Origin of the sequence: Rhodococcus sp. KB6 (assembly GCF_001445685.1) — a bacterium.
GTDB lineage: Bacteria > Actinomycetota > Actinomycetes > Mycobacteriales > Mycobacteriaceae > Rhodococcus_F > Rhodococcus_F qingshengii.
Genome location: NZ_LNAK01000151.1, coordinates 251441 through 276512 on the forward strand (window position 1 = coordinate 251441; position 25072 = coordinate 276512).

The window sequence follows — 25072 nt, forward strand, 5'->3', positions numbered from 1 at the left end:
TTTCTCCGGCTGCTCTTCCCCGATCACGGTTTCTCGGCGACCGATACATTCTCAGGTATGACCGATACTCCGAAGCTGTCTTCCGTCGTACCGTCCCTGGCGAACCTCCGAGACATCGGTGGCCCCGAATCGAGCTTCGGTGGCACCGTCCGCACCGGGAGCGTGTTTCGTTCCACCGATCTGGCATCGCTCAGTGCGGACGGCGCACAGACCCTCGCCGATCTGGGCATCGTCACGATCTACGATCTGCGCACCGAATCCGAACGCGAGACGGCACCGGATCTGACGCCGGACGGTATCCGAGAAATCGGCCTGGACGTATTGGCGGACAAGCAGTATCGCGCCATTCCGTCTCAGATGCAGCAGATGATCGCCGACCCGGCGTTTGCTGCCGAAGCGTTGGGCAGCGGCCAGGCGCTCGAGTACTTTCAGGGAAGTTACCGCGATTTCGTGACCTTGCCGAGTGCGGTCGCGTCGTACCGGCAACTGTTCGTCGACTTGGCGCAGCCGCCCAGCTCGCCGGCACTCATTCACTGCACCACGGGCAAGGATCGCACGGGTTGGGCAGCGGCCGCGTTACTGCTGTTCCTGGGTGCCTCCGAGGACGCGGTCTTCGCGGACTACCTCGAAACCAACAAGATTTTGTTGCCGATGTTCGCGCCGCTCCTCGAGCGATTCGAGGCCAAGGGGATCGACCCGACCCTGCTCGAGGGTGTCCTCGGTGTCAGGCGCGAGTACCTGGAGGCGTCGATGGCAGAGCTCGCGCAGGTACACGGATCCATCGAGGCCTACTTCACCGACGGCTTGAAGATCGACGCGTCGACCCAGGACCAATTGCGGAGCAACCTGCTCAGCTGATCAGGACCTGCTCGGCTCGTCTCGGCGGGAAGTTCGTCGCCTCGTCACGAGGCTGACGATACCGATCCCGATGGCGATGCCGAGCAGGTCGGCGCTGCCGTCCCAGATCGAACCGGAACGCGAAATGGGCAGCGCTGCTTGAAGAACCTCGGACGTCGCAGCAAAAATCACGAGCCACACCGCGGTGAGCCACGCAGGGATCCGGGCGTGCAACGAGGTGATCGCCAATACCGCGAACATCAATGTGTGAGTGATCTTGTCGGTGTTCTCCGGGCTCGACGGGACGGTGGAACCCGGGGAGAAGAGCATGATCAGGGCAATGACCACGGCGATCGCCAACGGCCAGTATCGGTTGTTCTTCAATTCGTCTGCCCCTCGACGACGACGAGTCCGAGTGCACCTTCGGCGAACCTGGTGACGGCGTCGGCGGCCGTCGTGAGCGCCTCGGTGTGCCCGTCGCGGGCCCAGCCGGTGAGCAGGGCGGTGGAGTCGAGAGGCGTCAGAACGACCTCGGCGAGAAGCTCACCGGTGTTGGGTTGGCACACTGCCCAGGAGTAGACGCTGTTTTCGTGCCACTGAGCGCTTCGCTGACTCACGTAATCGGGGTCGGTGATACCACCATCGGCAAGGGCGGGGCGGTCGTCCACACGCTCGTCTGCGCGCAGTGCGCGTAGATACCAGCCGCCTGCGTTGATCTCGATCGGCTCCATCAGTCGGAGTCCCGCTCGCGGCGGCGCTTGGCTTTGCGTTCCCGGTCGGTACCGAACAGCAGTGCACCGGCCAGGGGAATCGCGAGGAACCACAACCAGGTACCGGTGACGAAGAACAGGATCACCGCGAGAATCGGGACGACGGCCATGACGCGACCGGACCAGTCGGGGTTGAAGCCTCGCTCCGCCGGTGCGTCGGGAGGCGTCACCATCGACAGGGGAGCGGTGCCGGGGGCTTGGTAGTTGCCCGGAAGATCGGCGAACACCGGAACGAGTTCACTGCGAGTTGTTGCGGCACTGACGATTCCGCTTCTCTCGTCGAACTCGGTGACGGTGAGGCGGCCTGCGGCGAAGTGCTCGCTCAGGAGATCGAGTGCCTGCTCGCGTTCTGCAGTGCCGATGCGAATGTCGGGGACGTCAGCCATCGTTACAGCCTACTCAAACGACTGTGCGCCTTTCCGGTAGTGGGGACTACCGGAAAGGCGCACGGGGCCGGAGGCCCTACTTCAGTTCTGCGAGAACCGTTCCCTGCGTGATTGCTGCACCCGGCTCGACGGACAGTCCGGTGACGACACCGGCCTTGTGCGCGTTGACGGGGTTTTCCATCTTCATGGCTTCGAGAACGGCGATCAGATCGCCTTCTGCGACTTCCTGGCCTTCGGTCACTGCAACCTTGACGACGGTGCCCTGCATCGGAGCCGTGACAGCGTCACCCGATGCTGCACCTCCGCCGGCGCCGCCGCGCTTGCGCGCCTTCGGCTTCTTGCGGATCGCACCGGAGGCAGCGCCGCCGCCGTTGCCGAGCGAGAACTGGCCCGGGAGGGAAACCTCGACGCGACGTCCACCGACCTCGACGACGACGTTCTGACGCGGCAGAGCCTCGTCCTCGTCGTCTACGGGAGCACCGGCGCCTGCGTACGGCTCGATGGGGTTGACCCAGTCGGTTTCGATCCACTTGGTGTAGATGTCGAACTTCTCGCCGTCACCGATGAACGCCGGGTTCTCGACGATGTGGCGGTGGAACGGGAGAACGGTCGCGAGGCCGTCGATCTCGAACTCGGCCAGAGCGCGCGATGCCCGCTGGAGGGCTTCTTCGCGGGTGGCGCCGGTGACGATGAGCTTGGCGAGCATGGAGTCGAACTGTCCGCCGATGACGTCGCCGGCAACGACACCGGAATCGACGCGAACGCCGGGGCCCGTGGGCTCACGGTAGACGGAGACCGGGCCGGGGGCAGGCATGAAGCCGCGGCCGGCGTCTTCGCCGTTGATGCGGAACTCGAAGGAGTGTCCACGCGGGGTGGGATCTTCCTTGATGGAGAGTTCTTCGCCGTTGGCGATGAGGAACTGCTGACGCACGAGGTCGATGCCCGCGGTCTCTTCCGTGACGGGGTGCTCGACCTGCAGGCGGGTGTTGACCTCGAGGAAGGAGATGGTGTCGCCCTGAACCAGGTACTCGACCGTTCCGGCGCCGTAGTAGCCGGCTTCCTTGCAGATGGCCTTGGCGGATGCGTGGATGCGTGCGCGCTGGTCGTCCGTCAGGAAGGGAGCGGGAGCCTCTTCGACGAGCTTCTGGAAGCGACGCTGCAGCGAGCAGTCGCGGGTACCGGCGACGACGACGTTGCCGTGCTGGTCGGCGATGACCTGAGCCTCGACGTGGCGGGCCTTGTCCAGGTACTGCTCGACGAAGCACTCGCCGCGACCGAAGGCTGCGATGGCCTCACGGGTGGCCGACTCGAACAGCTCGGGGATTTCCTCGATGGTCTGGGCGACCTTCATGCCGCGTCCACCGCCACCGAAGGCAGCCTTGATCGCAACCGGGACGCCGTATTCCTTGGCGAATGCGACGACCTCGTCGGCGCCCTTGACGGGATCCTTGGTGCCTGCTGCCATCGGCGCCTTCGCGCGTTCTGCGATATGGCGTGCCGTGACCTTGTCGCCGAGGTCGCGGATGGACTGCGGTGACGGACCGATCCAGATGAGGTTCGCGTCGATGACGGCCTGGGCGAAGTCGGCGTTCTCGGAGAGGAAACCGTAGCCGGGGTGGATGGCGTCGGCGCCGGACTTCTTGGCTGCGTCGAGGATCTTGTCGAACACGAGGTAGGACTCGGCGGACGTCTGTCCACCGAGGGCAAATGCCTCGTCTGCGAGCTTCACGAACTGCGCGTCTGCATCGGGCTCGGCGTAAACGGCAACGCTGCCGTAGCCGGCATCCTTGGCCGCCCGGATGACCCGTACCGCGATTTCACCGCGGTTCGCGACAAGCACCTTCGTAATGTGCGCGCTGGCATGACTGGGCACTGAGCCTCCTGTGGTTCGCATAGTCTGTCTCCGCGGTGTATTCCTCTGGGATTTCACCATCGGGGGATTGGCATCACTTCGGAGTGTATGCATCGCTTCGGCGCTGGTTGTAACCGGATCGCTAAAGCCCACTCCGGCTTAGGAAACGGTTTCGAAAACTACCGATGAGTAGCTGTCGGAGGTGGCGGCGTCCGGTTCGGTGACGATTTCTTCGATGGTCCGGCGCAGTGCGGCCACGTAGGCGTGAACCGCGGCGTTCGCCGTCTCGTTGCCTGGGTACCTGACCGCGAGGTTGAGTCCCTGGGGTGTGCGGTTGATCCAGATGTAGACGTCGTGCGTATATGCCTTGCTTCGAAGTGCTCTGGCGTTCCATTCGGGCCACTGTGCGGCTTCGGGCACGAAGCGAACGTCCATGTAGGACACGACGAATCGCGGTCGGATCGGGGTTTCGAGGTGCTCACCGATCCGATCGAACGGGACAGCTGCGGCAGGCTTGACCGAAGCGATGGATTCGGCGGCGCGTGTCGCGAGGTCGCCGAACGAACAGTCCGATCCAACGGCGAACTCGACCGGGCACAGTCCGACGAACCAGCCGAGCGCACCCGCCCACTCCTGAGCGCTGCGGGTGTGAACCGGCGTCACGACCTCGAATCGATCGGATCCCGCGACTTCGCGACCTACAGCGGCAAGTCCGCCGAGAAGTCCGGCGAAGTACCCCACGCCGGTGGCTGCACACGTCGAACTGAAGGCCTTGGACTGGTCGGCGTCGAGCAGCCAGGTCGACAGGCCGTTCTGAGAATCGGTTCCACGGTCACCGATCGGTAGCGGGAACTGGGGTAGACCGTCCGTGCCGAGAGCCTTTCGCCAGATCTCGACCGCAGCCTTCTCGGCTTCCATGTCGGCCATCTGCTCGCGTTCGACGGCACCGAAATCGACGTAGCTGCCCACCGGAAACAGATTTGCAGCACTACCGGTCGAGGCCTCGCGGTACAGAGCTGCGATCTCGTGAGCGACCAGCACGATCGAGAACCCGTCGATGATCGAGTGGTCCGCCGCGAAGAACACGGTGAACGGACCGTCGCCACCGCGGGGCGTCAACGTCGCGAAGACGTACGACGGCCAACTGTGCGGGGACGCGTAATCGTCGAACAGGCGGTGAAGGTGGTCGAAGTTGTCCTGGCTGGACGCGTCGTAGCCGTGGCTGACGACCCCGATGTCGATTCCGCCGAGCGGGACCGTGTGCCGGGTGATCTCGCCGCTCGAGGGTTCGAGGACGGTATGCGAGCGCAGAACTTCGTGACGGTCGATCCACCGGCCGAGAGCGACTCGGAACGCATCGACGTCGAGCGGGCCGGAAATCTCGAAAGCTGTTCCCAGCCAAGACTTGTCGCCTGCGCCTGCAGCGGAACGGTTGAGATGTGCCTCGTGAATGTAGGAGACGGGCCGCGGATCCGGAACCCAGGGCCCGGTTGCGCACGGCAACCATTCGACGAGTGCGCCGGCCGGAATCGCATAGTCGGCCAGTTCGGTGAACTCCATGTTTTCAGCCCCGCAAGTGCCGCTTGATGCGCGCGAGCATGGCCGACATTCCGCGCAGACGGAGCGGGCTCACGGCTTCTGCGAGACCGAGCGCCGAATAGAAGTCGTCGGGTACACCGAGGATCTCGTCGGCGCTGTGGCCGTCGAGCCCCTGCGCGAGGATCGATGCGAAACCACGCGTCGTGGGAGCCTCGGGGGGAGCGCTGAAGTACAGACGGACGTTGTCGCGATCCGAATCGTCGACCGAGAGGAAGAGCGGCGACTGACATTCGGGGACCGGCTCCATCGCGCTCTGCTCGAGCTCCGCCGGCAACGGCGGCAGCTCTCGGCTGAACTCGAGAAGAAGGGTGAGCTTGTCCGAGGCGCCGACGGCCGCGAAGTCGTCGACGATCTCGGCCAGAGCCGAAGGAAGAGCGCTCATGACGCCGATACAGAGGACGGAACGGCGCCGGGCTCTTCGCCCTGGACGATCGGGACGCGCACGGCATTGCCCCACTCGGTCCACGAACCGTCGTAGTTACGAACGTTCGGGTAGCCGAGAAGATGAGTCAACACGAACCAGGTGTGACTGGAACGCTCACCGATGCGGCAGTACGCGACGATGTTGTCGTCGGCCGACAGGTCGCCGTAGATCTCGCCGAGTTCGGTACGGGTGCGGAAGCGGCTGTCCGGTGCCGCTGCCTTCGCCCACGGGATGCTGAGCGCGCTGGGAATGTGTCCACCACGCAACGCACCCTCTTCGGGGTAGTCGGGCATGTGGGTGCGCTCGCCTGTGTACTCCTGCGGAGATCGCACGTCGATGAGCGGCCCGTCGCCCAAGTGCGCGAGAACGTCGTCCTTGAATGCGCGGATGGGAGCGTCGTTGCGCTCGACGACCGGGTAATCGGTCGACGTGATGTCGGGAACGTCGAAAGCGGTGTCGCGGTTCTCGGCGATCCACGCATCGCGGCCACCGTCGAGAAGACGGACGTCCTCGTGGCCGAAAAGAGTGAAGACCCACAGTGCGTAGGCCGCCCACCAGTTGCTCTTGTCGCCGTAGATGACCACGGTGTCGTCGCGGCCGATGCCCTTGCGGTTCATCAACTCTGCGAACTTCGCACCGTCGATGTAGTCGCGGGTGACCGGATCGTTGAGGTCGAGATGCCAGTCGATCTTCACGGCTCCGGGGATGTGGCCGACGTCGTACAACAACACGTCTTCGTCGGATTCGACAACCTTGAGGCCCGGCGCACCGAGATTCGCCGAGAGCCATTCCGTCGAGACCAACCGGTCGGGATGCGCGAACTCGGCAAACGCGGTTGAGGGATCGGGGGCAACGGGCACGGGCGTACTCCTGAAGACGAATCGTTCGGTTCGAACACGGACTTGATCGATTCTATGCGCTGTGCGCAAGGTGAGACGCCCGGAAGCAGGTTCTGCCTGCTCGTGCCCGTTGCCGACCCTAAATCCTCGGTGTTCCTGCTCCGACGCTCGAATCTCTCAATTGTTCGGTGACACTTCCGATCGGCGTCACGCCCCGGGCGCAGACTTCTCTCAGAATCCGGTCGAGTTCGGTGAGGAAATTCACCATGGTTTCGTTTGCCGTCTCGGTATCGGGAAAGCGTGAACGCAGCGAGAGACCACGGTTCGTTCGCGAAATCCAGAACTGGGCATCGTCGGCGACCGTCACATTGCTGATGTGATGGGCGTTGAGGAGATCATGATCGTCTGTGCCGGGTAGTTTGCGGTAATCGATGTACGACACCATGAAGACGTCGGTGCGTGTGCGTCGAATCTTGTCGCCCAAAGCATCTCGAACCTGGGCCATGGTGACGCCCTCGAGCGTCAACGCAACTCGGAACGACGCGTGCGTATGTGCAAGGGATGCACCGAAATCCGCGTCGGGAGTGATCTGGACCGTGATCGGCGCGCTGGTGGTGAGCCAGCCGATCGCGTCGGCCCACCGCGGATCTTTGCGAATGTGAAGCGGAAATTGCAGCGGAAGCGTCGACTGCCCGGTGTACGAGTGGACGGAAAGTCCCATCGCAGTGAGGATTCCGGTGAACACGCTACCGCCGGCGGATAGGCAGATCTCGTCGAACGTCGCCGTCAACTCCTCGTCGAGCAGCACGCGCACATCGGCGCCCTGCGGCGCGGGCTTTCCGCCCTCGACGCCGAGATCCAAGGGGAAACTCGGTGATGTGCCACCGCAGATCTCGTAGAACCTTGCCCACTCTCGGATTCGAGGGTCGTTGTCGACGGGAAGCAGAGCGTCTGCCTCCAGTTCGCAGTACCGCACGAAACTTCCCGGGTCACCCAGTCGGCTCATCACTGCGTCGACGGCCTCGTGGTCGGTCAGATCGGGTAGGGCGATCAGTCCCTCGTAGATCTGTCGCAGTTCCCCGAGAGCAATGACCAACGAGTAGCCGTCGACGAGTGTGTGATCGAACGCGCTCAGGACCGTGTAATGCTCTTCGCGTTCGACCGTGGCAAACGTGTATGCAGGGAAGGTCAGTGGATCGCATACCGTCGTGAATCGCTTCTTGAGATGCGCTCGGAGGTCTTCGGTCGAATCGAATTTCAGAGGTTCCGAAGTCTCGATGTGTGTGCCGTCTGGATCGAGTCCCATTCGGGTGGTGGTGAACTCGCCCACCTCGAATCCTGTGTGCAGAGTGTCATGGCGACTGATGAACAGGCGCAGCGCGAGATCGAGTGCAGGCCGATTCAGTTCTCCGGGAAGGTCGAATGCGGCTGCCATCCACACACTCCGGCCCATGCCGTGTGTTCGCGCAGTCTCGAGGTGAAAATGCTGGTTGTACGACGGTGGTACTTCCGACTCGGTGACGGCGCCGTCCGCGGGCTGAAGCGACCATTCGGTGACGATTCCGGGGTCGAGTCCGTATCGATCGATCGAGGTGACATGCATCAGGCCACTCCCTCTGGTGCCACGAACGAGTAGTCGCCTTGAGCTGCAACAGTTTTGATGATCTTCGAGACATGCTCGGCGAAGCGGGTGGCCGATTCGTGGGCAATGGGGGTGTCGGGGTGAGACACGGCGATCCAGGTTCCGGTGTGCATCCGGTTGATCCACATCGACGCGATCTGAGTCTCTTTGCCGCCGACGATTCCCGTTGCCTTCGTCTCGGCGTAACTGTATGGATCCGGCATGCGTCGGCCGTCGATGTACGAGACGATCGGCGGCGGGGTGAGCGTCTTCGACAGTCCGCCGGGTGCGGAATCCGACTCGGCCAAGCTCGACAGAACCAGATCGATGACCTGCTGCACAGAGACATCGAGGAGTGCCTTGCCGTCGTGGTACCCCTGCTGCCCGAGCTTTGCCAACTCGGTGAAGCGTCGCTTGTCGTCGACGTCGATGCCGACCGGGATCAGGTTGATGTACCAGCCCTGCGCAAACGAGTCGGCCTCGGTTCGTGTGCTGACCGGCGAGAGGGCGATGTACTTGTCGCGTCCGGCGAGTTCGAATTCCGCAATCGCGAGCGCGGTGAACATTCCGCCGATGAAGTTGGCGCCGTTGGCTTTACAAACCGCACCGAACTTCTCGCACTCGATGTCGTCGGCCAGGTCGAAGCGTGAACCGATAGCCGGTTTGGGCGCGTCTTCGGCCCCGAGCGGGAGCGGAAATCCGGGGAACGAGCCGCCGCTGCGCATGAGGTAACCGAGCCACTGGTGCACTTCGGGTGACTGCATCGTCAGTTCGGTTGTTCGCTCGCGTTCGACGCGACCGAACTGTGCGTAACTTCCGGCCGGCCCGAGCTCGGGATGCGATCCGGTCGTTTCCGCGGCGTAGAGCTGACGCAATTCTGCGTACATCAGCACCATCGAGTTCATGTCCGAATGGGCGTGGTCGACTGCATGGAACAGGGTGAAGCTCGGATCGGCTTCGAGGTCGGCATGGTGGTGCTCGACGGCACCGAACACGAAGGCCGGCCACTGCAGCGCGCTGGTTTCGGTGGCGAACTTGGTCGCGACGAGCGCGCGGATCGCCTCGGATTCGGAGACGTCGTCGCCGACGCGGTACTCGAGTTCGATGCTTTCGACCGGCACCACGTGTCGACGGACCTCGAACGAGGTGTCCGCAGCGTCGGTGGTTGCTTCGTCGAACGAGAACCAGCTGTGCAGCGTGTCGTGGCGACGGATGTAGCGCTGAAGGGCTCGCGTCATGGCGTCGCGGTCCAGTGTTCCTGCGAAATCGAAGGCGATACCGATCCACGGAGACTGCGGATCGCCCTTCTCTGCGGTGACGCGGGCGCGTCGCAGGTGGCGATCCTGCATCGTGGTCGGGGGTAGTTCTCGGTCGATCTCGGCTTCGGCGGCTCGTTGAGCGGAAGCATGCGTGACGCCCCATTCGATTACCCGCCCAGGAAGCGGGTGCCAATGGGTGATCAAGTTCAGATCCATCGAGTAGAACTCCTGCGTGTGTCGTCGAGAAGCCTGCTCTGAAAATGGGCAGACGACGAACTATCCCATCTGGGGGACTGAATTGTCCGAAATACTACAATCTAAACAAGAACAGGTTCTAGAAGCGTTGTGTTCGATTAGGATCATTCGGTGCTTCCGGACCCTTTAGGTGACGCTGTCGGCGCCGACCACAAGGGCGGGCGGCGAGCTGGTTCTCTGACGCCCTGGCTCGGGTTGGCGACGAGTCTGGCGGCGGCATTCATGCAATTGCTCGACGCGACCATCGTCAACGTCGCGCTTCCGAGTATCGCCGTCGATCTTCAAGCAGGCGTATCGGCGCAGTTGCTCATGGTCAGCGTGTACATCCTGGCTTTCGCGTGTTCGTTGATCACTGCAGCGCGGCTGGGGGACCTGTTCGGCCGTAGAGTTGTTTTTCTGACCGCCTTGTCCGTATTCGTGGTTGCCTCGTTGCTGTGCGGGCTCGCGCAGAGCGCGACGATGTTGATCGTCTTCCGGGGTCTGCAAGGATTGGCGGCCGGTTCGATGTCCGCCCAGACGTTCGCCATCATCTCGGGTCTGTTTCCGAAGGCCAGGCATCCGCGAGTCTTCGGGATCTACGGTGCGACCATCGGGCTCGCAACGGTCAGCGGGCCTCTGATCGGCGGGCTGCTGATCGAGTGGAATCTGTTCGACTGGGGCTGGCGCCTGATCTTCTTCGTCAACATCCCGATCGGCATCGCCGCCTTGATTCTCGGATATTTCCATCTCGTCGATGCTCGCGCTGAGCATGTGCGCTCACTGGACCTCATCGGCGCCGCACTGTCATCACTGGCGCTGTTCCTGCTGATCCTTCCCCTGGCCGAGGGAAGGGCGCGCGGATGGCCCACAGGTCTTGTCGTAATGCTCGCGATGTCGGCGCCGGTGGCAGTGGCGTTTGTGCTCTACGAATCGCGTTTGGCGAAACGAGGCGGCGATCCGGTCCTTCGTCTCGAGCTTTTCCGCGACCGAGCCTTCACAATCGGCGCGGTTCTTGCGTTCGTTTTCTTCGGAACCCTGACTTCCTTGATCTTCACCATCAGTCTCACCCTTCAGTTCGGCTTCGGGTTCTCCGCATTGCGAGCGGGCGTCATGACGCTGCCGTGGGCCGTCGGAATGGGCGTGGCGGCGGTTCTCTCATCGGCGGTGTACCGGATGCTCGGAAACCGTGTTCTGATCCTGGGGATGGTCGTCTTTGCCGGCTCGCTGATCGCGCTGTCGATCATCCTCGAACGCGAAGGAACCGATCCACGCTGGCTCGCGCTCGCCGGTCCGCTGCTTCTCGGGGGCGCAGGTCTCGGACTGTTCGTGGCACCACTGCAAACCGCGATCCTTGCGACGGTCGAACCCGCGCACGCGGGTTCGGTGTCGGGACTGCTTCCTACCGTTCAGCAGGTTGGCAGCTCCATCGGACTGGCCTTGATCGGAGTGGTGTTCTTCTCGCTCGTCGCGGGGCAAGCTCCGCAAGCAGTGCAGGGGGAGCGGCCCGAGTACGTTGCGAACCTTGAAGCTGCCGGCGTTGGTCCCGGTCTGATCGACATCGCCGAAAAGGCCTTTGTCGATTGCGCGACAAGCCAATTGGCATCCGGAACACCGATGGAGGTGGCGCCGGAATGTCGCCGGGACGGCTCCGCCGGTGCCGGGGGTCAATCCGTTCAGGTGGCAGTTGATGCCGCGTACGCATCGACTCGCGCGGCGGCCGGCGAAGCGTTTCTCGAAGCACAGCGCCGTGTGCTCGCGATCATCGCAGCAATTGCGCTCGGTATCGGATTGGCGTCGACTGCTCTGCCGCGGGTCAATTCGCCGGTCTGAAAATTGCCCTTGACTCGAACAGGTGTTCGAGTACCCTGTGTGCAGGGGATCGGGGGATTCAATGAGTGTCTTGTTGTCGGACGTGGTGTCTGGTCCTGCGGTGGGGTTACGCGGACGGTTGTGGCAGTTGTCTGCTGCGGAGTTGCGTGCTGCTGCTGTCGAGGCGAGTGCGGAGATTCTGCGCCTGGAAGCTGTGCGGGTGGCGGTGGTGGACGAGTTGTCGTTGCGCCCGGATGATCAGGTGATTGCCAGCCGCGGGGTGGGTGCGTGGTTGGCGGCTAACACGATGTTGCAGGTTCGGGACGGGAAGAAGATCGCCGCGTTGGGTGCGGCTTTGCGGCCGTTTCCGGCGGTGGCGGCTCGGTTCGATGGCGGGGATTGCTCGTTCGAGCATGCCGTGTTGATCGTGGCGTTCTGTGAATCACCACCGAAGGGCATGCCGGACGAAGCGCTCCCTCGTTGTATCGACCTACTGCTTGCGGCTGCGTCGGGTGTGGAGGCGACGACGACGAAGGTGCGGAACGTGATCGCGACGTTGGAGAGGTTGTTCGAATCGGATGAGATTCCGCCCGCCGAGGATGTCGATCTCAATGAGTTGCGGATCGCGTCGACATTGAACGGTCGGGTGGTGGTGCGTGGGGATTTCGATGCCCTGACCGGGGAAATGTTGTTGTCGGCGTTGTCGAATCTGACGATGCCCACCCCGGCACCCGATGGAACCCCGGATGCTCGGTCGGCGGCGAAGCGCACGGCGGACGGGTTCACCGAACTGATCCGGCGTTATCTGGACTGCGCCAAGACCGGTACCGATGGTGGTCAGCGTCCACACGTGAACGTGCACATCAACGCCCATGATCTCGCTGAGCATCGAGACTGCGCCGCAACACCCTCCACTGCTGATGGTGAAGAGTCTCTGTCGGATCTCGATGTCGGGCACATGCCCTGGCTCGGGCCACTCTCGGTGTCGCAGACCCGACTTCTCGGATGTGATTGTTTCCTCTCCACCGTCCTGCTCGACGATCACGGCGCGCCCTTGGATGCGCAACCCGGGAAACGTTTGGTGACCGCGGAGCAGCGAGTGGCGTTGATCGCCCGAGACAGAGGCTGCGCGTTCCCCGGCTGCACGTGTGTACCGCCGTGGACTGATGCGCACCATATCCGGCACTGGGCCAACGGTGGCCCGACGGTGATGAACAACCTGGTCCTGCTGTGCCGTTCACATCACCGGCTGATGCACCGAAAATCAGGGTTCGTCGGGAAATGGGAAATCCGAATAGGAGTCGACAACAAGCCGTGGTTCATCCCACCACCCTCGATCGACCCCGGACAGCAACCCAGGCCGGCGAACACCACCTTCAAAACCTGAGGGGTCAAACCTTTTCGGTGACAACAAAAACGACCAGCTTCGCATCGGCATGGACCCGATGCGGGGCTGGTCAGTGGTGCTTGGGAAAACGTGCTTGGAGAAAACGCGTCAGAAGATGCTCTGCGTGCGCCAGAGATCCGAGACGGAAACCCCGACACGCTCGAGAAGTGTTCGTACCAAAGGTAATCCGATACCGATGACACTCGAGGGATCACCCTCGATTCTCTCCACGAACCAGCCGCCGAGACTGTCGAGCGTGAATGCTCCGGCAACTTGGAGCGGCTCGCCCGTTGCCAGGTATGCCTCGAGATCTTCGGTGGACGGTTGCGCGAAATGAACCACTGTTGCGCTGTGATCCGAGGCCATGCGAACGATGCGGCCGTCGGCGACGCGCAGGACACAGTGCCCGGTCAAGAGAGTGGCGCTGCGTCCGGCCATTGCGGCCCATCGCTTTCGGGCGATATCGACACTGCCCGGCTTGCCTTGAAGTTGCCCGTCGATCAGGAGCATCGAATCGCACCCGACAACGACTACGTCGGTGAGATTGTCGGCGGCAAGACCGGGAACGATCTCGGCGGCCTTGGCCTCCGCCAGCACCGTCACGACTTTTTCGGGGGCGGCGTCGGGTCCGAGGTTGTCGGCGATCTTGTCCTCGTCGACGCCGGAGACACGCACAAGCGGCGAAACCCCGGCCGCCCGCAGAACTGCGAGGCGAGCCGGGGACGCTGAAGCTAGAACCAGTTGAGTCACGTCAGCAGAGTGATCGTCAGCTGCGACGGATCGCGGGGTTCAGGTACGCGTACGGCGAGAACGGCGCACGCGTGCGGTGGAACTGAGTCGGATCGCCCCAGGTCTCCGCGGGAACGTTCGACTCGGGAGCTTGACCGCTGCCGGCAGCCGCAGCAAGCACGCTGACCAGTGCCGCGATCTCGACGTCCGTGGGCGAACCCTTGACGATCTTGATGACCGACGCGTCGGAGGTCGACGTCTCGGTCAGCTCCGTGAGCGAAGCATCCGTCGCGGTTCCCTCGACGACCGCACCGTTGGTCGGTGCAGTCTCCGCCAGTGCGACATCTTCGCTGAGAATGTCCTCGGTGGTTGCGGTCATAGGGGAATGTTCCCATGCTTCTTGGGCGGAAGGGAAACGGCCTTGCGCTCTAGCAGTCGCAATGCGGAAACGATTTGTCCGCGGGTGTGCGACGGAGGAATGACAGCGTCGACGTATCCGCGCTCAGCGGCGACGTACGGGTTGACGAGTGTGTCCTCGTACTCGTTCTGCAGCTTGAGGCGCAGTGCATCGACGTCTTCGCCGTTCTTCGCGGCTTCGAGAAGCTGCTTGCGGTAGACGAACCCGACAGCTCCGGATGCACCCATGACGGCGATCTGAGCGGTCGGCCATGCCAGGTTCACATCGGCGCCCATGTGCTTGGAGCCCATGACGTCGTACGCTCCGCCGTACGCCTTGCGGGTGATGACCGTGATTTTGCCGACCGTTGCTTCTCCGTATGCGTAGAGGAGCTTCGCGCCGCGGCGGATGATGCCGTTGTATTCCTGCTCGGTTCCGGGGAGGAAGCCGGGAACGTCGACGAGCGTGATGATCGGGACGTTGAACGCGTCGCAGGTGCGCACGAAGCGTGCGGCCTTCTCCGAGGCGTCGATGTCGAGGCAGCCCGCGAACTGGGTGGGCTGGTTGGCGACGATGCCGACCGAGCGTCCGTCGACGCGACCGAAACCGACGATGATGTTCATCGCGCGCTCGGCCTGGACCTCGAGGAACTCGTCGTCGTCGAGGATGCGACGAATGACCTCGTGCATGTCGTACGGCTGGTTGGCCGAGTCCGGGATGAGGGTGTCGAGTTCGATGTCCTCAGCGGTCAGGCTGTCTTCGATCGAACCGACGATCGGGTCGGTGATCTCGCCGCGGGGAGCTGCTGCCTGGTTGTTGGACGGCAGGTAGCTGAGCAGGTCCTTGACGTAGTCGAGTGCGTCCTGCTCGCCGGAAGCGACGTAGTGGGCGACGCCGGACTTGACCATGTGGGTGCGAGCACCGCCGAGGTCTTCCATCGTGACGTCTTCACCCGTGACCGTCTTGATGACGTCGGGGCCGGTGACGAACATCTGGGAAGTCTCGTCGACCATCACGACGAAGTCGGTCAGTGCGGGGGAGTAGACGTGGCCGCCGGCGGCGGGTCCCATGATCAGTGAGATCTGGGGGATGACACCCGAGGCCTGGACGTTGCGGTGGAAGATCTCGCCGTAGAGGCCGAGCGAGACGACGCCTTCCTGAATGCGCGCGCCTGCACCTTCGTTGATGCCGACGAGGGGCCGTCCGGTGCGGATCGCGAGGTCCATGACCTTGACGATCTTCTCACCGTAGATTTCGCCGAGCGATCCGCCGAAAACGGTGGCGTCCTGTGAGAAGACACAGACGTCGCGGCCGTCGATGGTGCCGTAACCGGTGACGACGCCGTCGCCGACCGGGCGGTTGTCAGCGAGACCGAAGTTCACACTTCGGTGCCGTGCCAGTGCGTCGAGTTCGACGAAGGAGCCCTCGTCGAGGAGGGCGGTGATGCGCTCGCGGGCGGTCAGCTTGCCTTTGGCGTGCACCTTGTCGATGGCGGCTTCGCCGCTCGGTGCCTGCGCCTGGGCTTGGCGATTCCGCAGGTCCGCGAGCTTTCCCGCGGTCGTGTGGATATCGGGTGCGGCCGCCGCCTCCGGCGCGTTCGGCTCTTGGACAGTGGTCATGGACGTGAGCTTAACGAGAGTGCGTGGGGGGCTTCGAAGGCAGGTCCGATTGTCGCTGTCTTGCAGGCTCAAGCTACTGACCAGTACATTCTCGCCGTCGTCATAGGCTGGGGCTATGTGGACCGACTTGAACCGACCGCCCCTCGACGGCAATGCCCTACGACGCGCACTCGTGCGCAGTGACAACGACGACGCGCGCGTTTTCTGGAACTGCCTCGACGTTGTCGAGGAGACCGGTTCGACGAACGCGGATCTCCTTGCGCGAGCGGCAGATCCGGATGCCGACCGTCACGTTCTGATCGCCGAATATCAGGCGAGTGCCCGTGGCCGTCATTCGCGCACGTGGGTGAGTCCGCCGCAAGCGCAGATCTCGATGTCGGTTCTGCTGTCGATGCCCGGAATGAATCTCGCGGACATGGGTTGGCTCCCGCTACTGTCGGGAATTGCGGTCGTCGACGCGCTGCGCAACGTGGCCGAAGTGCCCGCAGAACTCAAGTGGCCGAACGACGTTCTCATCGGTGACAAGAAGGTCGCCGGCATTCTGGCCGAGGTGGCGAGGACGGCGCCCGATCCCGCGGTGGTGGTGGGGATCGGGCTGAACGTGAGCCTCGGCGTCGAGGAGCTGCCCGTCCCGACCGCTACGTCACTGCTGATCGAAGAAGCATCGACTGTCGACCGCGACACTCTCGTTCGCGCAATCGCCCGTGAATTGGCGACGCAATTCCGTGCTTGGGAATCGTCGAAATGGGATACATCTGTGTTGGCTGCCGAATACCGGCAGCGCTGCGGGACGCTGGGCAAACGAGTCCGCGCGGTCTTGCCGGGCGACAAGGAGGTGTTCGGTATCGCGACCGACGTCGACACTTCCGGACGCGTCGTCATCGAAATCGAGGGAACAGATGGGGAGACCTTTGCGGTCGCAGCAGGTGATATCACGCACCTTCGCGCCGCCCCGGTCACCGAATCGTGAACGTTGCCGGATTTTCTGGCACCAAAGTGCTAATTTTTGGCCCGGACCGGTTTTCGAACCAACCGTCCGTCCTTCATTTCACTCAACTGCGGGATTTACCGAGCTGCCTAGGGGCGTCATGACCACACCGATCGTTGTTCCGACCGAAGCCGAGACGGCCGAGAGCGCTCGCCGCGTACTCACCGGCGTGACGGTGCTGCTCGGTGTCCTCACATTGGGCCTGGGTATCGCGGTACTCGCGTGGCCGGATGCCACCCTGTTCGTGGTCGCGGTTGTCATTGCGATCCAGCTGTTCGGATTCGGAATCGTTCAGATCATCCGTTCGTTCGCGGACGTGACGGCTTCGGGTGGAACTCGCACGCTCGTCGCGATCTCCGGCGCGTTGGCAGTGCTCCTCGGATTCCTGGTTCTCCGTAGCCCTTTGCAGACGGTGGTTCTGATCGCGTTGGTGATCGGTGCCTGGTGGGTATTCCGTGGCGTTCTCGATCTGGTCGACGCGGCGTCCGGGCACACCGTCGATCGCGGTCTGTCGATCGTGCTCGGAGTCATCAGCATCGTCGCGGGTGCAATCGTCCTTCTGCAGCCCGAACTCTCGCTCGACGTCTTCCGCATCGTGGTCGGCGTGTGGATGGTGCTGTACGGCATCATCATCGTCGTGACCCCGTTGGTGCTGCGAAAGATCGCGCAGCCCTGAGCGTTGCCCTGAAGGCGGGTGTGCCTGAAAGTCGGTGTGCCTGAAAGTCGGTATGCCTGAAAGTCGGTATGCCTGAAAGTCGGTGCGGGGTGGCAGACTTCCCGTCATGGGATATCCCGAAGACGCCCTCGCTCAGGACGAGGAACTGATACTGCATCGCCATCCTCATTGGAAGATGTTGGTGCTTCCGGCGCTGACGTTCGTACTTGCGACGGCCGTCGCCGGTTTCTTGTTGGGCCTCGCACAGACGAGATTGGACGGCACGGCTCGCACCGTGTCGTCCATTGCCGTCGGAATCATCTGGCTCGGTGTCGTGGCCTGGCGGTCGGTTGCGCCCTTCACGGTTTGGAAGTTCACGCATTTCATCGTCACCGATCGGCGAGTGCTCATCCGCCACGGAGTGCTCACGCACACGGGTATCGACATTCCCATGGGACGGATCAGCAATGTTCAGTTCCGTCACGGCCTGATCGATCGAATGCTCAAGACCGGAACTCTGGTCATCGCATCTGCCAGTGACGATCCGCTCGAGTTCGACGACATTCCTGACGTCGAGCACGTTCACGCCCTGCTGTATCACCAGGTTTTCGATTCCATGCAGCAGCCACCATCGCAGGCACCGCAGTGGCCGTCAGGTGAAAACGACGACCCGAATGATCGAAATGGCTGGTAATCAACGTGCAAAGGCGTGTTGTCCGTAGTCTGTTCGTGTGACTGCCGTATTGCTAGCCGAAGACGACGAGGCCATTGCTGCACCCCTTTCCCGCGCCTTGGGGCGTGAAGGGTATTCGGTGACGGTCGAACCGACCGGACCCGCTGCGTTGCAGCAGGCGCTCGAAGGTGATTTCGACCTGTTGATTCTCGATCTCGGCCTTCCGGGCATGGACGGCCTCGAGGTCTGCCGACAGATTCGTGCGCATCGCACCTCGCTCGCCGTGCTGATGTTGACCGCCAGGACCGACGAAGTCGACTTCGTGGTCGGGTTGGACGCGGGCGCCGACGACTACGTCAGCAAGCCGTTTCGTCTCGCCGAGTTGATGGCACGTGTGCGAGCACTCCTGCGTCGCCACGGTGGCCGCGAGGACACGATCGTCGAGGTCGGTGGCATCAGGCTCGAGCCCGCGGCACGACGCGTACTCGTCAACGGCTCCGAAATCGCCTTGGCCAACAAGGAATACGAGCTTCTGCGGGTCCTCCTCGAGCACGCCGGGGAAGTGGTCTCGCGCGATACGATCCTTCGTGAGGTGTGGGGCGACGTCGAGCTTCGTGGATCGAAGACGCTCGACATGCACATGTCGTGGCTGCGCCGCAAGATCGGCGACGAGGGCCCCGCCGTGGAACGCAGGATTGCCACCGTCCGCGGTGTCGGTTTCCGAATCAACACCGACTAACTTCTCGAGAATCAGGAACTGCCGGCATGCGGCGTCGCATATTGCAGTCGATTCTCGCTGTCGTGATCATGACGGCGTTGCTGCTGGGGGTTCCGCTGATCTACACGGCGTGGCTCTGGGTGGAGGACGTGACGCGAAGTGATCTCCGGGTGCGCCTCGACCGGATGGCCGCTGAGGTCATCGCGCAAGAGGGGACGAACGGACTCGTCGAAGGTGCGTTGAACACAGATTCGCTCAAGGTTCTCACCCCGAACGACGGGCGCCTCGTCGTCGTGTATCCGACCGTCGTCGACGGCGCCGCACGCGTCGACGTCGGTGAGGCGACGGTCAAGAACGCACTCGTCGAATCGCTCGCGATGGGAACGTCCGGCTCGTTGCGCCTCGAGGTGCCGTCGGAGAACCTGCGCACCCAGCAGAAACAGGCGGTGATGGCTGTCGGCGTGCTCGTGCTTCTGTCCATCACGGCAGGCACCGTGGTTGCTGTGGTCACTGCGCGTCGGCTTGCCGATCCGCTGCAGGATGTGGCCGACCGGGCGGCGCGCCTCGCCGAAGGCGACTTCCGGCCGGATCCTCGTCGGCACGACATCCCCGAACTCGACCGCGTGTCCGACGTCCTCGATGCGGCAACCGTGGAGATTTCGGTGCGGCTGCAACGAGAGCGCGCGCTGGTTGCGGACGTCTCGCATCAACTGCGCAGTCGACTGACTGCAGTGCGGCTGCGCCTGGACGAGTTGTCCGTTCACGAAGATCCTGACGTCGTGAACGAGGCCGAGGAAGCCATGGCGCAAGTGGACAGGCTCACCGACGGAATCGACGACCTGATTCGCTCGTCGCGCACCAGTGGGTCATCGGCGAGTCTGGTGTCGGTAGTCGGCGAGCTGGAACAGGTGACTCGCGACTGGCAGGCTCAGTTCGACGGAGAGGGACGCAGGCTGCGCCTACGCGGCGATCGCACGGTGATGGCTGCGACCACAGGTTCGCGTCTGCGTGAAGCTGTTTCCGTTCTGGTCGACAATTCGTTCGAACACGGTGAAGGCACGTGCACGGTGTCGGTGCGATTGATCGACGGTACGGGTCGCAGTTCGTCTCGCCGTGACTCGATGGTGTGCGTCGAGGTCACCGACGAAGGCTCCGGTGTGGAGAACGATCTGGCGCCGCACATCTTCGACAGAGGATTTTCGGGGGCGGGGTCCACCGGCGTCGGGTTGGCGCTCGCACGTGCACTGATCGAAGCCGACGGGGGCCGCCTGGAACTGCAGAGGCGTAAGCCTGCCTTGTTCGCCGTCTTCCTGCCGGTGGCCAACACGGCGCCGACCGCGGACGTCGTTCCGCACCGCGAACCGCGCTGACCGAAAGGCCGCGCAGACGGAAAACTCAGGAGTGCCCGAGCTCCTCTTCGGCGTCAGGAATTACCGGCTCAGGCGCTGTGGTTCCGGATAACGCCGTGGTTTCGGGCAACCCTGTGGTGTCGGACAGTTCGAGCGGTTCCGGATTCTCGTCGGGAAAGACGAACTTGCGGAAGGCCCAGAATCGGAACGCCATCTGCAGCAGGTTGCCGATGACATATGCACTGATGAAGTCGGCGATGTTCTCCGTCGCCAGGCCGACTTCGGGTACGCGCAGGTTGAAGACGTAACTGGAGATGTACAGCGGGATGAAGCTGATGACGACACCGATGGCGCTGATGATGAAGAACAGCGCAGCTTCGTGCGCTGGTTCACGGCCACCACGGTTCTTGAACGACCACTCGCGGTTGAGAATGTACGACGCGATCACCGCGACGACGCCGGCGATGATCTTGGCCGTGATCGGCTTGGATTCGAGGATCGACAGCTTGAGTGTGTAGAAGATGCCCGAGTCGATGAGGAAGGTCGTTCCGCCGACGATCGCGAATTTGATCAGCTCGCTGTGACGCAGAGCGATGTCACGAAACGGTTGGGGTATGCGGGCAATGACCCCGTCGACAAATGGCACAACAGATGAGTTTACGAAACGAAACCGCGTTACCACCAATTTGCCGCGGATTCATCAGCAGAATCACAGATTGGGAACGCTGAATGAACGGGCGAACGCGGCACATGACAACATAGAGAGCCGTGACCGGCAACAACGATCCCGCGCAGATCCCCGCCCGCCCGACCACCCCTCGACCGGCAAAAGCATCCATGCCCGTCGTCACCATGATCGGTGGCGGACAGTTGGCCAGGATGACTCACCAGGCGGCGGTGGCCCTGGGCCAGACGCTCCGAGTGCTCTCCGGGACTTCGGACGAGCCGGCAGCTCAGGTCAGCCCCGACGTCGTGCTCGGCAGCCACACCGACCTCGATGCTCTCCGCCGTGCAGCGGTCGGTTCCAATGCACTGACCTTCGACCACGAGCACGTGCCGACCGAGCACCTCGAGGTTCTTGTTGCCGAAGGCGTGAACGTTCAGCCGCCGCCGCAGGCTCTGATCTTCGCTCAGGACAAACTGCTCATGCGTCGCAAACTTGCCGAACTGGGCGCACCCGTACCCGCGTACGCAGAAGTGACGTGGGCGGAAGACGTCGTGCGTTTCGGCTCCGAACACGGTTGGCCGCTCGTCATCAAGGCAACACGCGGAGGCTACGACGGCCGCGGCGTCTGGATCACCGACGATCAGGACGAAGCAGAAGCCATCGTCACCGAGCAGCTGAACAAGGGTGTTCCGCTGATCGTCGAGGAAATGGTCTCGATGCGTCGGGAGCTGTCCGCCATGGTGGCGCGGTCGCCGTTCGGACAGGGCGCTACTTGGCCGGTCGTGGAAACGGTTCAGCGCAACGGCCAGTGTGCCGTCGTGATCGCACCTGCCCCCGAGCTTTCGAGTGCCGTTGCCGAGGAAGCTGAACAGTTGGCGCTGCGCATCGCGTCGGAGCTCGGTGTGGTCGGCTCCATGGCCGTCGAACTGTTCGAGACGACCGACGGCACTCTCGTGGTCAACGAGTTGGCGATGCGCCCGCACAACTCCGGTCACTGGACGATGGACGGCGCCCGCACCTCTCAGTTCGAGCAGCACCTGCGCGCGGTTCTCGACTACCCGCTCGGAGATACGTCGCCGATCGCGCCGGTCACCGTGATGGCCAACGTTCTCGGTGCGCCGGAAGCTCCCGAGATGACGATGGACGAGCGCGTCCATCACCTGTTCGCGCGGATGCCTGACGCGAAGATCCACCTGTACGGCAAGGGTGAGCGCAAGGATCGCAAGATCGGACACGTCAACATCGTGGGCGTCGCCGGATCCATCGACGATCCGAATTACGTTGCCGCAGTTCGGGAACGCGCCGAGCGCGCAGCACATTGGCTTTCGTACGCAGTTTGGACCGACGGATGGGATGTACACGGTGAGTGAGAGCGCGCAGGTCGGCCTGATCATGGGCAGCGATTCGGATTGGCCGACCATGGAAGCTGCAGCCGAAGCTTTGGCCGAGTTCGGTATCCGCTTCGAGGTCGGTGTCGTCTCGGCGCACCGCACGCCTCAGCGGATGCTCGACTACGCCAAGGAAGCTTCCGGCCGCGGAATCAAGGTCATCATCGCCGGTGCCGGTGGCGCCGCGCATCTTCCGGGCATGGTTGCCTCGGCCACGCCGTTGCCCGTCATCGGTGTTCCGGTGCCGCTCAAGTACCTCGACGGTATGGATTCGCTGCTTTCGATCGTCCAGATGCCGGCCGGCGTCCCGGTGGCGACAGTGTCGATCGGCGGCGCTCGCAACGCCGGTCTGCTGGCTGCTCGGATTCTCGGTGCTTCGGATCCCGCACTGCAGCAGCGGATGGTGGCGTTCCAGGAGAGCCTCGAGTCGATGGTGCTCGACAAGGACAAGGCGCTCCGCGAAAAACTGCTGGGCTGATCTTCTCGTGTGTGCACGACGCGGGCTGCCGCTGATCCGAGCGAGTCGGGGCAGCGCGCAGTCCGCGTTCGTCACCCGCGTCGCCCTGCTGTACGCCAGGATTCTCGGCGCGGACATCCGCTTCGACGACGAGTTCGGAATCTTTGTCGCCTCCGGACTGCGCTGCGGGTTCGCCAGAGGCGGAACAACTCTCGGTGGTGTATATCTCACGCGGCGGAACACGACTCGATCCGTCCTTCGTCACGAGGCCGTTCATGCAGACCAATGGGCCAGGTACGGAATCATATTCGGGTTGTTGTACCTGCGTGAGGAACTGCGTCATCGCGGGCCGCGCAACCGCTTCGAAATCGAGGCCGGTCTCGAAGACGGCGGTTACCGCACCTGAGTGAAAGCTCGTCAGTAAAAGCTACTCTTGGCGGCATGGCTCGTTTTCCGACTAGTGAACGCTTCGTCCGCTGGAGCGCGGAACATGCTCGCGGTGTGGACATCTGCATTGCGACGGTTGCCGCACTGTTCAGCGTTGTCGTTGCGGTCGAGGCGAGTCCGCTGGCGGTGTTCATCTCGCTGGGTATGACCGTTCCGTTGGCGTGGCGACGCTCGCGCCCCGAACTCTCCGGCATGGTGATCGCAGGGTTCGCAGTTCTACACGTGATCTTCATCGGCAACACACTGCTCGCATCGGCCGTTGTCGTCCCCATCTCCCTGTACGCGCTGGCCGCCTATGGTGCTCGGTGGAGTTCACTCACCGGGCTGGTGCTCGCGTTGCTCGGCTCGATTGCCGGGACTGTTCGATACTTCGGCTACGACGGAATCCCGGTGTCCTCGCAGGTCATGCAGTCCGTGGCCGTCATGATCTTCATGCTCGCGGTCTGGGCGTTCGGTGATTTGCGTCGAGTTCGTACCAAACAATTGGAAGGTCTGACCGAGCGCGCACGGTTGCTCGAACTCGAGCGTGCGCAGGAAGCGGAAATCGCGACGATCAGCGAACGCTCGAGGATTGCGCGCGAGATGCACGACATCGTCGCGCATTCGTTGACCGTTGTCATCGCTCAGGCCGACGGTGGACGCTACAGCGCGGCCAAGGATCCTCAGGCTGCAATTCAGGCACTCGAAACAATTGCCTCCACCGGCCGCCAAGCGTTGACCGACATGCGATCGCTGCTGTCCGTCCTGCGTGAGGACACGCCCCGTGATTTCTCGGTGATCCCGGGCGCCGGCGACATCGACAGTCTCTTCCACGAGTTACGCAGCAGCGGACTCGACATCGCCGTCAGCGTGACCGGGGAACCACGCGAACTCTCTGCGGGTGCGGGGTTGACGGCGTATCGCATCGTGCAGGAATCGCTGACGAACGTTCTCAAACATGCGGGGCCTGGAGCACAGGCGAGCGTCGAGATGACTTGGGCTGAAACCGAACTCGTTCTCGGTATCACCGACGACGGACGAGGCGGCAGCGCCGCGCTGGTCGAATCGTCACCAGGCGGACAGGGACTGATCGGAATGGCCGAGCGAGCCAAGCTGCACGGAGGCAAAGTGACCGCCGGACCGAAATCAGGCGGCGGATACAGCGTCCGGGCCGTCTTGCCGTACGAACGAACGTCTGGGTAGGTCTTGAAACGTCCGAAGGTCTTAAGGTGAGTGGCATGGACGAACACGTGGCTCCGATCGCAGTGGCACTGATCGACGATCAGCAGCTGGTCCGCGCAGGTTTTCGAATGGTCATCGACTCACAGCCGGATCTGTCGGTGGTTGTCGAGGCTTCGGACGGTCAGCAGGCGTTGACCGAGTTGGCCGCCCGTCATGTCGACGTCGTTCTGATGGATGTCCAGATGCCGAAGATGGACGGCATCGAGGCGACTCGTCGGCTCCTGGCCGACCCCGATGCGCCGAAGGTCGTGGTGCTCACCACCTTCGACAACGACGAGTACGTGATGTCGGCTATCCGGGCGGGCGCCAGTGGTTTCCTGCTCAAGGACGTGCCACCGGAGCAGTTGCTCGACGCCATCCGCACCGTGCACCGCGGGGACGCGGTGATCGAAGCCCGGGCCACTCGGCGACTGCTTCAGCACGTCGGGCCACTCCTGGAAGGCTCGGCGCCCGAAGCGCAGTTGCCCGAAGAGTTGACGCCGCGCGAGGTCGAGGTGCTCGAAGCCATGGCGTACGGGCTGTCGAATTCGGAGATCGCTGCGAAATTCCACGTCTCCGAGACGACAGTGAAAACCCATGTCGGACGGGTTCTTTCAAAGACTCATTCTCGTGATCGTGTACAGGCAGTCGTCTTCGCCTTCCAGATCGGACTTGTCCGGCGCGCAGATCTCCTCGGCACCGAGGGCTGACACGCCGCCCTGTCCAGTCCTACCCCGGGATGACACCGGGCTGTCCAAGATCGCCCCG

26 protein-coding genes are annotated in these 25072 nt (G+C 63.1%); 13 read left to right on the top strand and 13 right to left on the bottom strand.

Translation table 11 applies throughout. From position 1 onward, the window contains the following. The first annotated feature begins 57 nt into the window (after positions 1–57). Positions 58–858: a tyrosine-protein phosphatase gene (locus ASU23_RS26865; protein WP_058039077.1), complete on the top strand. Its 801-nt coding sequence runs from the start codon at positions 58–60 to the stop codon at positions 856–858. On the opposite strand, the gene ASU23_RS26870 is transcribed toward ASU23_RS26865, so the two are convergent. The 9 genes from ASU23_RS26870 to ASU23_RS26910 all read right to left on the bottom strand — a co-directional run bounded on the left by ASU23_RS26870 (position 859) and on the right by ASU23_RS26910 (position 9803). Beyond that, positions 859–1221, bottom strand: coding sequence for a VanZ family protein (locus ASU23_RS26870; protein WP_030535032.1), 363 nt, complete (start codon positions 1219–1221; stop codon positions 859–861). It lies immediately after the preceding gene. Further along, on the bottom strand, positions 1218–1568 hold the full coding sequence (locus ASU23_RS26875) for a hypothetical protein (protein ID WP_003940792.1): 351 nt from the start codon (positions 1566–1568) through the stop codon (positions 1218–1220). The genes ASU23_RS26870 and ASU23_RS26875 overlap by 4 nt, the downstream gene beginning before the upstream one ends. Next, entirely contained in the window at positions 1568–1993 is a 426-nt protein-coding gene (locus ASU23_RS26880; RefSeq protein ID WP_003940708.1) for a DUF1707 domain-containing protein, read from the bottom strand. The genes ASU23_RS26875 and ASU23_RS26880 overlap by 1 nt, the downstream gene beginning before the upstream one ends. Before the next feature lie 76 nt (positions 1994–2069). Then, positions 2070–3866, bottom strand: coding sequence for an acetyl/propionyl/methylcrotonyl-CoA carboxylase subunit alpha (locus tag ASU23_RS26885; protein WP_030535031.1), 1797 nt, complete (start codon positions 3864–3866; stop codon positions 2070–2072). 138 nt (positions 3867–4004) lie between these two features. After that, positions 4005–5405 carry a condensation domain-containing protein gene (locus ASU23_RS26890; RefSeq protein ID WP_003940858.1) on the bottom strand — a complete coding sequence of 467 codons (1401 nt, stop codon included), beginning with the start codon at positions 5403–5405 and terminating at the stop codon, positions 4005–4007. A gap of 4 nt (positions 5406–5409) precedes the next feature. Next, the gene (locus ASU23_RS26895) at positions 5410–5826 is read right to left on the bottom strand and encodes a SufE family protein (RefSeq protein ID WP_003940804.1); all 417 of its coding nucleotides are present in this window, start codon (positions 5824–5826) and stop codon (positions 5410–5412) included. Beyond that, on the bottom strand, positions 5823–6728 hold the full coding sequence (locus tag ASU23_RS26900) for a sulfurtransferase (protein ID WP_003940962.1): 906 nt from the start codon (positions 6726–6728) through the stop codon (positions 5823–5825). Before ASU23_RS26900 ends, ASU23_RS26895 begins: the two co-directional genes overlap by 4 nt. 118 nt (positions 6729–6846) lie before the next feature. After that, complete coding sequence (locus ASU23_RS26905; RefSeq protein ID WP_042449587.1) at positions 6847–8310, bottom strand: condensation domain-containing protein; 1464 nt, start codon at positions 8308–8310, stop codon at positions 6847–6849. Then, the gene (locus ASU23_RS26910) at positions 8310–9803 is read right to left on the bottom strand and encodes a condensation domain-containing protein (RefSeq protein ID WP_042449584.1); all 1494 of its coding nucleotides are present in this window, start codon (positions 9801–9803) and stop codon (positions 8310–8312) included. Before ASU23_RS26910 ends, ASU23_RS26905 begins: the two co-directional genes overlap by 1 nt. Positions 9804–9953: 150 nt before the next feature. Here ASU23_RS26910 and ASU23_RS26915 point away from each other — a divergent pair, with 150 nt between their 5' ends. Together ASU23_RS26915 and ASU23_RS26920 are read left to right on the top strand one after the other, a co-directional pair. Further along, the gene (locus ASU23_RS26915) at positions 9954–11651 is read left to right on the top strand and encodes an MFS transporter (protein WP_042922151.1); all 1698 of its coding nucleotides are present in this window, start codon (positions 9954–9956) and stop codon (positions 11649–11651) included. A 61-nt stretch (positions 11652–11712) separates the two neighbouring features. After that, positions 11713–13017 (top strand): HNH endonuclease signature motif containing protein, encoded by a 1305-nt coding sequence (locus ASU23_RS26920; protein WP_058039078.1) that lies wholly within the window; start codon positions 11713–11715, stop codon positions 13015–13017. A 108-nt stretch (positions 13018–13125) separates the two neighbouring features. Here ASU23_RS26920 and ASU23_RS26925 read toward each other — a convergent pair whose 3' ends face one another. From ASU23_RS26925 to ASU23_RS26935, 3 genes are read right to left on the bottom strand one after another with little or no spacing between them, the layout of a single operon-like run. Beyond that, on the bottom strand, positions 13126–13767 hold the full coding sequence (locus ASU23_RS26925; RefSeq protein ID WP_007731146.1) for a nucleoside triphosphate pyrophosphatase: 642 nt from the start codon (positions 13765–13767) through the stop codon (positions 13126–13128). A gap of 16 nt (positions 13768–13783) precedes the next feature. Further along, entirely contained in the window at positions 13784–14125 is a 342-nt protein-coding gene (locus ASU23_RS26930; protein ID WP_007731147.1) for an acyl-CoA carboxylase subunit epsilon, read from the bottom strand. Then, on the bottom strand, positions 14122–15762 hold the full coding sequence (locus ASU23_RS26935; RefSeq protein ID WP_003940853.1) for an acyl-CoA carboxylase subunit beta: 1641 nt from the start codon (positions 15760–15762) through the stop codon (positions 14122–14124). Before ASU23_RS26935 ends, ASU23_RS26930 begins: the two co-directional genes overlap by 4 nt. 115 nt (positions 15763–15877) lie before the next feature. Between ASU23_RS26935 and ASU23_RS26940 the strand changes: the two genes are divergently transcribed. The 5 genes from ASU23_RS26940 (at position 15878) to ASU23_RS26960 (ending at position 20166) form a co-directional block, all read left to right on the top strand. Next, on the top strand, positions 15878–16732 hold the full coding sequence (locus ASU23_RS26940; protein WP_058039079.1) for a biotin--[acetyl-CoA-carboxylase] ligase: 855 nt from the start codon (positions 15878–15880) through the stop codon (positions 16730–16732). 118 nt (positions 16733–16850) lie between these two features. Beyond that, positions 16851–17426 carry an HdeD family acid-resistance protein gene (locus ASU23_RS26945; RefSeq protein WP_003941007.1) on the top strand — a complete coding sequence of 192 codons (576 nt, stop codon included), beginning with the start codon at positions 16851–16853 and terminating at the stop codon, positions 17424–17426. Between the two features lie 106 nt (positions 17427–17532). Next, positions 17533–18099, top strand: a complete 567-nt coding sequence (locus ASU23_RS26950) for a PH domain-containing protein (protein WP_003941034.1) — start codon at positions 17533–17535, stop codon at positions 18097–18099. Positions 18100–18136: 37 nt separating this feature from the next. Next, a complete protein-coding gene (locus tag ASU23_RS26955; protein WP_003940916.1) occupies positions 18137–18817 on the top strand; it encodes a response regulator transcription factor in 681 nt (226 codons plus the stop codon). Between the two features lie 26 nt (positions 18818–18843). Continuing rightward, positions 18844–20166, top strand: coding sequence for a HAMP domain-containing sensor histidine kinase (locus tag ASU23_RS26960; protein WP_007731154.1), 1323 nt, complete (start codon positions 18844–18846; stop codon positions 20164–20166). A gap of 25 nt (positions 20167–20191) precedes the next feature. Here the strand turns inward: ASU23_RS26960 and ASU23_RS26965 are convergent, their stop codons facing one another. Then, entirely contained in the window at positions 20192–20791 is a 600-nt protein-coding gene (locus ASU23_RS26965) for a GtrA family protein (protein ID WP_058039080.1), read from the bottom strand. 122 nt (positions 20792–20913) lie between these two features. On the opposite strand from ASU23_RS26965, the gene ASU23_RS26970 reads away from it, so the two are divergent. The 5 genes from ASU23_RS26970 to ASU23_RS26990 are packed head-to-tail and all read left to right on the top strand — an operon-like array spanning position 20914 to position 25014. Next, on the top strand, positions 20914–22182 hold the full coding sequence (locus tag ASU23_RS26970; RefSeq protein ID WP_058039081.1) for a 5-(carboxyamino)imidazole ribonucleotide synthase: 1269 nt from the start codon (positions 20914–20916) through the stop codon (positions 22180–22182). After that, the gene (gene purE / locus ASU23_RS26975) at positions 22166–22678 is read left to right on the top strand and encodes a 5-(carboxyamino)imidazole ribonucleotide mutase (RefSeq protein ID WP_039973205.1); all 513 of its coding nucleotides are present in this window, start codon (positions 22166–22168) and stop codon (positions 22676–22678) included. Before ASU23_RS26970 ends, purE begins: the two co-directional genes overlap by 17 nt. A gap of 7 nt (positions 22679–22685) precedes the next feature. Next, entirely contained in the window at positions 22686–23063 is a 378-nt protein-coding gene (locus tag ASU23_RS26980; protein ID WP_058039082.1) for a hypothetical protein, read from the top strand. A 35-nt stretch (positions 23064–23098) separates the two neighbouring features. Then, the gene (locus ASU23_RS26985) at positions 23099–24286 is read left to right on the top strand and encodes a sensor histidine kinase (protein WP_030535022.1); all 1188 of its coding nucleotides are present in this window, start codon (positions 23099–23101) and stop codon (positions 24284–24286) included. Between the two features lie 35 nt (positions 24287–24321). After that, entirely contained in the window at positions 24322–25014 is a 693-nt protein-coding gene (locus ASU23_RS26990) for a response regulator transcription factor (RefSeq protein ID WP_003940960.1), read from the top strand. Positions 25015–25072 lie beyond the last annotated feature (58 nt).

What these genes read in the sequence shown, in the direction of transcription:
- ASU23_RS26865 (WP_058039077.1), top strand. Translation starts at nt 58, where the DNA reads ATGACCGATACTCCGAAGCTGTCTTCCGTCGTACCGTCCCTGGCGAAC.
- ASU23_RS26875 (WP_003940792.1), bottom strand. Translation starts at nt 1,568, where the DNA reads ATGGAGCCGATCGAGATCAACGCAGGCGGCTGGTATCTACGCGCACTG.
- ASU23_RS26880 (WP_003940708.1), bottom strand. Translation starts at nt 1,993, where the DNA reads ATGGCTGACGTCCCCGACATTCGCATCGGCACTGCAGAACGCGAGCAG.
- ASU23_RS26890 (WP_003940858.1), bottom strand. Translation starts at nt 5,405, where the DNA reads ATGGAGTTCACCGAACTGGCCGACTATGCGATTCCGGCCGGCGCACTC.
- ASU23_RS26895 (WP_003940804.1), bottom strand. Translation starts at nt 5,826, where the DNA reads ATGAGCGCTCTTCCTTCGGCTCTGGCCGAGATCGTCGACGACTTCGCG.
- ASU23_RS26905 (WP_042449587.1), bottom strand. Translation starts at nt 8,310, where the DNA reads ATGCATGTCACCTCGATCGATCGATACGGACTCGACCCCGGAATCGTC.
- ASU23_RS26910 (WP_042449584.1), bottom strand. Translation starts at nt 9,803, where the DNA reads ATGGATCTGAACTTGATCACCCATTGGCACCCGCTTCCTGGGCGGGTA.
- ASU23_RS26920 (WP_058039078.1), top strand. Translation starts at nt 11,713, where the DNA reads ATGAGTGTCTTGTTGTCGGACGTGGTGTCTGGTCCTGCGGTGGGGTTA.
- ASU23_RS26930 (WP_007731147.1), bottom strand. Translation starts at nt 14,125, where the DNA reads ATGACCGCAACCACCGAGGACATTCTCAGCGAAGATGTCGCACTGGCG.
- ASU23_RS26935 (WP_003940853.1), bottom strand. Translation starts at nt 15,762, where the DNA reads ATGACCACTGTCCAAGAGCCGAACGCGCCGGAGGCGGCGGCCGCACCC.
- ASU23_RS26940 (WP_058039079.1), top strand. Translation starts at nt 15,878, where the DNA reads ATGTGGACCGACTTGAACCGACCGCCCCTCGACGGCAATGCCCTACGA.
- ASU23_RS26945 (WP_003941007.1), top strand. Translation starts at nt 16,851, where the DNA reads ATGACCACACCGATCGTTGTTCCGACCGAAGCCGAGACGGCCGAGAGC.
- ASU23_RS26950 (WP_003941034.1), top strand. Translation starts at nt 17,533, where the DNA reads ATGGGATATCCCGAAGACGCCCTCGCTCAGGACGAGGAACTGATACTG.
- ASU23_RS26960 (WP_007731154.1), top strand. Translation starts at nt 18,844, where the DNA reads ATGCGGCGTCGCATATTGCAGTCGATTCTCGCTGTCGTGATCATGACG.
- purE (WP_039973205.1), top strand. Translation starts at nt 22,166, where the DNA reads ATGTACACGGTGAGTGAGAGCGCGCAGGTCGGCCTGATCATGGGCAGC.
- ASU23_RS26985 (WP_030535022.1), top strand. Translation starts at nt 23,099, where the DNA reads ATGGCTCGTTTTCCGACTAGTGAACGCTTCGTCCGCTGGAGCGCGGAA.
- ASU23_RS26990 (WP_003940960.1), top strand. Translation starts at nt 24,322, where the DNA reads ATGGACGAACACGTGGCTCCGATCGCAGTGGCACTGATCGACGATCAG.